The sequence below is a fragment of the Scytonema hankhaensis NUACC26 genome, from assembly GCF_045865695.1.
Classification (GTDB): domain Bacteria; phylum Cyanobacteriota; class Cyanobacteriia; order Cyanobacteriales; family Nostocaceae; genus Scytonema.
The window spans coordinates 1-9,448 of record NZ_BAACAP010000061.1 but is presented as its reverse complement, the minus strand read 5'-3'; the positions used below and the strand labels follow the sequence as shown (position 1 = coordinate 9,448).

Below are 9,448 nucleotides of genomic sequence, written 5' to 3'. Positions count from 1 at the left end.
GGATCGATGGATGTCTGGTCTAAATTAATTCCTTTTGTTTCTAAGAAATGACTGATAAAGTCTCCAGAAGTAGTCATCATGCCGCATTCAGTATGGTTGATGACGATAATTTCTTTAGTTCCAAAAAACTGCGTTGTTAACATGGCAGACCGAATCGCGTCATCTGTCACTACCCCTCCTGCATTACGGAAAATATGAGCATCTCCTTCTCCAATTCCCAAGGCTTTCTCCACTGGTAAACGCTCATCCATGCAAGCTAATACCCACAGGCGTTTGTTATTGGGAATTCCCAACTGACGTCGTAGTGCCCAGTTTTTCCTGTCTGATAAATCTTGGTCAACTTTTTGGTGCAACATGACTTGAAATTTTATTGATAGGAGTGTAACTTTGACGGTGTATTGCGGCGACAACCCCAGTGTCAGACACCAAGTTGGCACTCACGGGAGTCAAATTATTTAGTTATTTTATCTATCCATCACAATGTAATCAGCATCAGTTATTACAAAGTCTGAGTTATAAGATTGTGGGGTTAGCAAATCCGTTAAGTCGGCATCCTCAATCAAATTCCCCTCACGTCATGATTATCATTCGCGATAATTAAAGACTCGTACTTTTTCCAACAGCATCTCGTTGAAGTTTGCGTTGTCCGACACGCGTGCCCGACTTTTTCTTGTTGTCACTGGCTGAAAGCTCTTGTATGTTCTCGTTGGTGGCGTTCGCCCCGATTGTATGTTCGGACGACGGGACAACAGGTGTTGCACGCAATTGGGTCAGTACTCTCTTCGCCATATATGGATACTATAGGCAAGTCAATATACAGGTTAAGATAAGGTTAATAATACTAAAAATAGTGACACATAAAAATGTCCGTTTGCTAGTATGTGAATCTGTTCAAAAATAGAAAAAATCAGGAGTTGCATGACTATGAAAGTAAGTGCTCGTAATGCTCTAAAAGGTACCATAAAAGCAATTCACACTGGATCTGTAAATGATGAAGTGCTGCTTGAAATCGCACCAGGGATAGAAGTGACTGCAATTATTACAAAAATATCAGCAGAAAATTTGGGGCTTCAAGAAGGAAAAGAAGCTTATGCTGTCATTAAAGCATCTGATGTTATAATTTCAGTTGACTAGAGATCCCTGTTTGTGGTGTCGCGATCGCTTAGCTATAAACAGCAACGAGTTGGTATCTCTCTTGCCTTTACCTAAGTAGTTAAAAGCCCCGTTGAGAAAGACGGGGCTGGTAAAGCTTTTGGGTTAAATTAACGCGCTCGCATTCAGAACTTAGAACTAGCAACAGATATTCCTTAAGGTGTGGTTGATTGGGATTCAAATTGCTGTCGATAGAGACGTTTGCAATTTACTAACAGTGTTAACTCATAACAGTGGTATAAGACGTGGATACAAATGCGATCGCTTGCCTTGATGTTCAAAATCTACGAATAGTACAAACTCTACGAGGGGATTGTAAACTTGTAGCAAGCGCTTTAAATGTAACCCATTTGGTTCATCGATAAAATTCTCACAGTCTTGTTCTGCGTGATACTGACTGTTCTCACACTCGTGTACGCCTGTAACAAATCGAACAAACCCACGTCCGTCTTTTGCGTAACCCTCAATAGCAATATTTCTCAGTTCACGAGGTGTGAGCAATTGATTAATCATTGGTATACCCTCACTGTACCTGAATAGGTTTAGTATTCAATCGGACAACAAGTCCTGAAGCCTTTTCTGATTTTGAGTTTTCAATACCGAAACTGTTACCTAACGGTCATAACAATTGTGTATTTGTAATATCTGCAATCGATCGCTTTTTGATTTAGATATAAATACTTACGGCAATCTTCAGAAACAATTATGTAAACTTCAGGAAAAATATTTGTTTTTAATTATTAGACCTAGGCGTGGAAAAGATGTAAGGGCGTAAGGCGTTGCGCCCCTACCAAGACTTTTGGGTAATGCATAATTAATTTCTAGAGATTTCTATTGATAAATTTTGCATCAATTCTATTGCTACAATTGTAGCAATCGTTACTAATTACCAATTTGGTTGGTAAAAAATTTAAACTGTAAATATTTTCAGCCCCATTCGTTGCAAGATCGGGGCTTTTTTAATTGACAGCTATGAAAATCCTTTAACTGCCAGCATAAAGTTTTTTGCGTTTAAGTAATCCTATGCCAACGCCATTTGACTAGAAGGCGGCTTCTTGGAGTAAGTCGGAGTATAATGGTGCAAAAGAGACACCCTATGACAATGTATTCGACGCCTATTGAAGCACAAAAAAGATCTGGTTACCTTATGAGCCTTATGCATTGTTTTAGTTCTAAATTAGACGGGAGGCGGAAATATGAGAAAAGGATTCAATTAGGTTTCGGAGAAATTGGACAAGCCGTGTAATAATGAATTATAGGAGGTTCAAACGATGTCTAAGCGAAAACCAAAAAATATCGTTCAAAAATTCTCAACTCAAGTTGTTGAAATTGTGAGTGTTAGTTCAGAAACTCAGACGGAATTATTAGATATTATGGAGCGCTTAGGTGTTGTGCGAGCCGAGTCCTACAACAAGTTAGGTAGCGTGCGTCATTGGGGAATGGATTGGCGTCAAGCTTATCCAGAAGTCCGCTCATTTCGTACCCCCCAATCTCTGGGATTGCCATCTAAATTAATGGAATGGACGGTGAGCGATGTTGCTAAGGCAATACTGGCTCAACAAGCGGCAACTGTCGCTAATCTCCGAGCGCTAATCTATCAAAGATCTCCAGGTATTGAGCATGAATCAACGCGAAAAGAATGCTATGAGAAACTAAAAAGTCCCGCTTTTCTAGAAGATTCATTTTTGCATCGGATTGTTAGAAAAGAATTTCAGCGCGGACACACTAAGACTAGCAATCAGATTGTTTATCAACCAAATGGTTACTCATGTACGCGAGTTTCCCGGTATAAATATAAGTTAGAAATCTCCGGATTAACTAAAGGGAAACGGATAGCTTTAACTGTTAAAAGTAATCGGAAAATAACTGGACAAATTCGGGTCATACATAATCGGGACTTAGAACGGTTTGAAATTCATTTTTTGGTGAATTTTGGAGAATTATCTATTGATCCGAAGGCTGTTAAGACTGAGATTGGGATCGATAAAGGGTACACTGAAGCATTTTATGATTCGAGAGGTCAAGTACATGGTGAAGGGTTAGGAGAACTGCTTACCCAAAAATCTAATCGCATCACCAAAAAGAATAGAAACCGAGGAAAACTGTTTGCATTGTTCAATAAAGTCAGACCGCATGACTCTGCAAAAGCTGCCAGAATATTAGAAAATAACTTAACTCGCAAGACAGAGAATAAGCGCGAGCGTCAAGACACTAGCGCCATTGCTAGTTTAATTGGACGAGCATCCAAGTCATTATTTAAAGGTGGTTCATTAAAAGTTTTTGCTGAAGATTTAACGCAACCCATCAAAAATAAGCGTCAATCTAAAGCGATGTCTCGCAAATTGAATAGCTGGGTAAAAGGCTATCTACGAGATAGTTTGGAGAAATGGGCTAGTTGGAGCAATTCCACTATTTCAGAGGTTGCTGCTAGCTATACGTCGCAAGTAGACAAGGGTGACGGGAGCCCTTTTAGGGAAACGTAATGGGGACTGCTTTACCAGGTTTAATGGGGTCGTATTGCAGGCGGATCTAAATGCAGCGAAGAATATTCACAGCGAACGGACAGGACAAGGATATCCACCGCTACATGAAAGCGGAGGAAGTTCAAACTGTATTATTGCGTCGTACCGCGCGGTTCTTGGAGGGTCATGGTCAGAGCTTGCGGGATGCGGTTGAGTTGGGCTGGCTTGACTCTAAGCATACCAAAAGTGCTGCCTTTAAGAATCTGGTCAGTGGGAGCTGACCAACATCTAGATAGACAGGTAGGAGGCAAAAGCACCAATTGCCGTTTTGACTACCTCTCACTCAGATAACAATCAATTACACCGTTTTATACCGTTTTACGGCGTTTTATGAGTCTCCCTAAAGCACTTAAAGCGAATATGCCTCCTACTGCACTAGGTTCGGGAACGGGAATCCGACTGTTCGTACTTCCGAGGACGGAAGCAGGAACAACACTAGTAGCAGGGCTGAATCCGTATTGCTTAAACACGGAGATTGCTTGTGGGCTGCCGAGAAAATTGGTATAGTCTATGGCTACATCTGGGTTTGAACTACTTTGAAGTACAGCGATCGGATAGATAATCGGAGAGTAGGCATTGGTAGGGGGAATAGCTGCAACATTAACTTGGCTTGATTGTAGAGCATCTGTAATGTAGATAATGCCCGCATCGGCGTTGCCAGTTTCTACTAAATTGAGTACTTCGCGCACATTGTTACCAAAAACAAGTTTGGGTTGGAGTCGATCGCTTACCCCACTGGAGTTGAATAATTCTTGGGCGTACTGTCCTGCGGGAACAACGCTGGGATCGCCAACCGCCACCCGATTTACATCTGGACTGGTAAGGTCTTGAACACTTGATACAGATAGTATCGAGTTCAGGGGTGTAACTATAGCTAAGCGGTTGCTAAGTAAGTCCCGCCTAGTTCCTGGTAGCAAGAGGTTAGTATTCTCTAAATCTTGTATGTTGCTTTCTGCTGCTGAGAAAAAGACATCTGCTGGCGCTCCTTGTAATATCTGATTTGCAAGAGTACCTGAAGCCCCGAAGTTGTAGTTTACATCGACATTTTGTCTGCTTTGCTCGTAAATTGGCTCAATCTGTTGCAAAGCGTTGGTCAAGCTACTTGCTGCATAAGCGTTGAGGTTGGTAACTTGCTGTTCTGGAGGTGCTTCTTGGGCTACCGCTTTAATTGGGCGATAGTTGAACACCAATAGGAGCATGATGAATAGTGAGCCAGTTTGGTTGAAAATGCTTTTTCTTCTCATCTGGAACTAATTTGGTAAATGCAGTTATTGGTTTTTACTTTAGAAGTTATTTATATAAAGTATTTTTCGTATAAATAATTCCTATCAATCCAATTTATTTAATAGGAAATTCTTTACCAAAAAAATTGGTAAAAGAAGGAATTAAAGTAATATACCAAGAGCGATCGCAATTCGATCGCTCTTGGTACAAATAGCCCTTGAATTCAAGACAGACAAAAATTAGTCTGGAATAAAGTTAAGAGAAACACCATTCATGCAGTAACGTTTACCAGTAGGTGCAGGACCATCGTCAAACACATGACCTAAATGTCCGCCACAGCGACTGCAATGGACTTCAGTTCTAGTCATAGAAAATGACTTATCTATATTTGTGCCGATCGCACCTTCTATTGGTTGGAAAAAACTAGGCCAGCCTGTAGCACTGTTAAATTTTGTTTTCGATGTGAAAAGCGGCTGTCCGCACGCGGCACACACATAAGTCCCCTCAGTGTATTGCTTATCTAGAGGTGAGGTGCAAGCACGCTCTGTGCCATGTTCGCGCATGACTCTATATTGTTCCGGGGTCAAAATCTTGCGCCACTCTTCCTCAGTTTTAGTGATTTCAAACTCTTTTTTGGAACTTACCATAACTTCTGACTTTGCAGTGAGATTTTGTTATCAATATATACAATTATTATATCTTTCCTAGACCACATAACAATGCAAGGTTCAGAAAGTCATGTTACCTTTTGTTGACTTTAGCACGCTCTTGCATCAAACTTCGCTTGTTCTTTCTCTAGAAGAATATTGCTAATATCAAATAGAAGTTGCATAGTACCTCGGTAGCCAACTTTAGTCAGATGAGCGTAACCTAAACGGTCAAAAATAGGAATCCCCTGACGGTAAAGAGGAATTTGGAGACGGAGTGCGATTTCCGCTGCATGGGAGTTAGCAATCAGCAAGTCTGACCCAACTGCTAGTTGCTCAAAATCTTCTAAATCGCCAATAGTGACACTACCAATGGGAAGTTTTTCCAGCAAAGGAGAACGTGTAGAGGTGACTGCTGCATGAATATGAGTTCCTATTGACTGTAGGAAATGAATTACTGACCACAGTAAATCTGGTTCGAGTGCTAGAGAAACCCGTTTGCAACCAAAGTAAAAGTGAGTATCAAGCATGGCGTCTTGCAACTGACGGCGTTGCTGACAGTATTTTTCCGGTACACTTGTGCCACTGATATCCATCAATGCGTGCAGAAATTTGTCTGTTGCTTCTAGCCCTGTCAGTTCGCCAAAAACCTCTAATGGTGTCTTAAATCTCTCTTCTAAAATCTGAGCGGCACCCCGCATACTCTCACCAAGTGCTAAAGTAAATGCAGAACAGCCAATTTCTCTAAGTTGGGTTAAAGTTGTACCATTGTCTGTTATGGCACTGTAAGAATTTTCTAATAAACCATTGAGTGCGGCAGAAAGATCGGGCACGATAATAGGTTTTAATCCAAAAGCAAGACACATCTGTTCGATCTCTTTTACATCACCTGGAGTAAAAGCAGAACTGACCAAAATTGTGATTTGCCTTGGATCGGCATTTTGCTTTTCATTCGTTTGAGGCAATTCCCTGACTATACTCTCAACGGCAGCAGCAAAACCATCCTGTAACGAACCCTTAAAATCTGGCGTAGAAACTAGTATAAATGGTAAATTATTAAATTCTGGATAACGTTGATGAAGATCTTTGAGAAAACGTCCCATGTCATCCCCTCTGGTTTCTGTTAATCCAGTAGTACACAAACCAACAATTTCTGGCTTGTGCTTCTCAATCAAACAGAGGAGTGTTTGTTCTACATTCTCTTCGCCACCCAAGATAGTTGCAACCTCTGTCATCCCTGTTGTGGAAAGGGGAACAACCTTATGTAAATGCTGTACCAAAACAGCTTTGGTAAACGCAGTACAGCCAGAAGAACCATGTAAGGTTGGTAACATACCCTTTAATCCCAAAAAGGCTAAGGCTGCACCTACGGTTTGGCTTTGTTTGAGAGGATTCACTGCAACTGATGTACTTGTCACGCTCACAATAGCCATGTTATTCACCTTTTTTCTCCACATCCCACGGAGCAGATTTACGTACTTGTTTCCATATTGGGCTATTAAGAGTTGTATAGAGTTGGAGTGCCACTTCTAAAACTCCTGTATAGCTTGCATAAGAAAAATAATGTTCTTGATTGATGTTTAGGAAAGGAATGGCAGCCTCTAGAGCAATGTCTTGATAGCGATCGCCAGCAATTAACAAATTGGCTTTGTGTTCGTTAATTATTTGTATGATGTCTTTTGGATTTTCTGACTCTAGAATGATGCTATCCTTACCCAATAACTCTTTTATTTTAGCTTTCTCAGACCGACTAGTTTTGCAAGGGCTAATAGCGATCGCTTCCATCCCTAGATTGCGAGCTGCAGAAATTACAGACCAACTTTTCACACCTTCAGTATAAATAACAATACGTTTACCTTGAAGACAGGCGCGATAAGGAGTGAGTTTTTCATTGATAACAGCAGTTTCTTCTGCAATCAACTTTTCTGTACGTTCGAGTAACTTAGGGTCATTGAATTGTGCTGCAATATTCTGCAGACATCGACTGACATCTTCTATGGTGTAGAAACATGATTCAATGTGGGGAATACCATAACGTTGTTCCATCTTTTTCGCCATTTTCAGCAGCGGGGAGGAAGAACTTACCACATTCAGCTTTGCACGGTGAGCATAGCAAATTTCTTTGTAGCGTGCGTCACCTGTGATTTTTGCCAAGACTCTGATACCCAATTTCTCAAATAACGGTAAGATTTTCCAAATTGCACCTGCAATGTTGTATTCGCCGATCAAGTTAATATCATAGGGAGTCGTAAATTCTGGTTCCTCTGTTCCAATGACGCGATCGAGCAAAGTTTCACCCGCGAGACGAATCCCCTGATTGCTACCGCCAACAAATCCAGGAGAATCTACAGGAATCACGGGAATTCCTATTTGTTCTGTAACATCTGAGCAGACTCCATTAATATCGTCCCCAATGAGAGCAGATACACAAGTGGAGTATACAAACACTGCTGAGGGTTTGTAACGTCTTTTCAATTCTACAATAGCTTTGTAAAGCTTTTTGGCTCCCCCGAAAATGATGTCGCTTTCTTCCATATCAGTTGTGAAGCGAACCCGATACAGAAGTGAACCAGAAGAAAGACTATTGAGATTTTGACAGAAGTTGTTAATGCAGCCACTCGGTCCGTGAATTACATGAGCCACATCAGTAATTGGTACAAGAGCCATCATTGCTCCATCAAAAGCACAATCTTCTCTAGCATTAAGTTGCTTCGATTGCGTGTAATTCTCGTTTTCTTTTGTGTGTTTTTGGCGATCGCCTTGGTATGTTGGCTCATTAGGCAGATCGTTGATTTCCCCTGGGTTAGTTTTCATTTCTAAGCGTGATTAATGAGTAGGAAGTTTTCAAGACTGAATATATGTCCAATGATTGAAGAGAAAGGCGATCTGAAATAGCCCACCTAATTAGGTTATCTTTCTTCTATTGATTCGGCAGCTTTAAGAGCAGGAGTGAAAGCTTGACTTCTTGTCATCAGCAACTATTTCCACGTTGCCTATTTGAATTACTTCTAACGCTTCACCTATTTAATTTACGCTTTTTTGATTCCTATTGTCAGAATAACATACAAATTGCTAATTTATTTGCAGATTGTAAATGAAATTGTCATAATTTATTTTGATTTTTTGTAAATTTAATGTATTTACCTTAGAAAAAAAAGGGGAATGGAAAAGAGCAATAATTTTCCATTCCCTAAAAGATATCCAACCAAATCAAAGGAGAAAACAAATTTAATTAATAGTTTTGCTACATAATTCCAGACAGATTTATGCTGACACGGAAAATTTAAAAGCTGCAAAACTATACATCAGTCATCTGACCACCTCCAAATCCTGACAACGATTCAAGGTCAAGCGGGCATAAAAAGCCCACCTCATTGCTTACCTAGTCTTCACCAGCGAACTGGAACAATAACCTTACTTCTTATCGCTACCAGAAACAATTTCTACGTTTCCTTTTTTCAATGCATCTAACGCTTCGCCGACTCGATCTTCTTGCTTTTTCTCGGCTTCTTCTTGAGCTTTGGCTACGCCAACCAGTTTTGCCGCATTTTCTTCGCTCTCGAGAATACCAAACTCAATCAACAACTCTTCTAATTCCTCCATTGAAATGGGTGTAGGAACGGCAAGATTGTTATTGCTGATAATCTTGTCTGCTAATGCACGGTATTCGTTAGCTTGATTGCTATCAGGCGCGTACTCGTTTACAGTCATCCGGCGTAACTCAGCGTGTTGCACGATGTTGTCACGAGGTACGAAGTGAATCATCTGAGTGCTTAATCGGGATGCTAATGTGGTAATCAATTCGTCTTCCCGGTCAGTTTTACGGCTGTTACAAATTAGACCACCCAAACGCACGCCACCAGAGTGAGCATATTTGAGAATACCGCGAGCGATGTTGTTAGC

9 protein-coding genes are annotated in these 9,448 nt (G+C 40.8%); 2 read left to right on the top strand and 7 right to left on the bottom strand.

Annotated features, from left to right (window positions below):
- Positions 1-356: beta-class carbonic anhydrase (locus tag ACKTT2_RS01520; protein ID WP_407883257.1), on the bottom strand; the 356-nt coding region annotated here is incomplete at its 3' end.
- A gap of 568 nt (positions 357-924) precedes the next feature.
- On the opposite strand from ACKTT2_RS01520, the gene ACKTT2_RS01515 reads away from it, so the two are divergent.
- Entirely contained in the window at positions 925-1,134 is a 210-nt protein-coding gene (locus ACKTT2_RS01515) for a TOBE domain-containing protein (protein WP_407883255.1), read from the top strand.
- 243 nt (positions 1,135-1,377) lie between these two features.
- Here the strand turns inward: ACKTT2_RS01515 and ACKTT2_RS01510 are convergent, their stop codons facing one another.
- The gene (locus ACKTT2_RS01510; RefSeq protein WP_407883253.1) at positions 1,378-1,665 is read right to left on the bottom strand and encodes a hypothetical protein; all 288 of its coding nucleotides are present in this window, start codon (positions 1,663-1,665) and stop codon (positions 1,378-1,380) included.
- A 758-nt stretch (positions 1,666-2,423) separates the two neighbouring features.
- Between ACKTT2_RS01510 and ACKTT2_RS01505 the strand changes: the two genes are divergently transcribed.
- Positions 2,424-3,635, top strand: a complete 1,212-nt coding sequence (locus tag ACKTT2_RS01505) for a transposase (RefSeq protein ID WP_407883251.1) — start codon at positions 2,424-2,426, stop codon at positions 3,633-3,635.
- A 347-nt stretch (positions 3,636-3,982) separates the two neighbouring features.
- On the opposite strand, the gene modA is transcribed toward ACKTT2_RS01505, so the two are convergent.
- The 5 genes from modA to ACKTT2_RS01480 all read right to left on the bottom strand — a co-directional run.
- Complete coding sequence (gene modA / locus ACKTT2_RS01500; protein WP_407883249.1) at positions 3,983-4,918, bottom strand: molybdate ABC transporter substrate-binding protein; 936 nt, start codon at positions 4,916-4,918, stop codon at positions 3,983-3,985.
- Positions 4,919-5,137: 219 nt separating this feature from the next.
- Positions 5,138-5,545, bottom strand: a complete 408-nt coding sequence (gene msrB, locus ACKTT2_RS01495; RefSeq protein ID WP_407883247.1) for a peptide-methionine (R)-S-oxide reductase MsrB — start codon at positions 5,543-5,545, stop codon at positions 5,138-5,140.
- Positions 5,546-5,655: 110 nt separating this feature from the next.
- Entirely contained in the window at positions 5,656-6,978 is a 1,323-nt protein-coding gene (gene nifN, locus ACKTT2_RS01490; protein ID WP_407883245.1) for a nitrogenase iron-molybdenum cofactor biosynthesis protein NifN, read from the bottom strand.
- Between the two features lies 1 nt (position 6,979).
- Complete coding sequence (gene nifE / locus ACKTT2_RS01485) at positions 6,980-8,359, bottom strand: nitrogenase iron-molybdenum cofactor biosynthesis protein NifE (RefSeq protein ID WP_407883242.1); 1,380 nt, start codon at positions 8,357-8,359, stop codon at positions 6,980-6,982.
- Positions 8,360-8,959: 600 nt separating this feature from the next.
- Positions 8,960-9,448, bottom strand: a 489-nt coding sequence (locus ACKTT2_RS01480; RefSeq protein ID WP_500691369.1) for a NifH family ATP-binding protein, incomplete at its 5' end; no start/stop codon positions are given.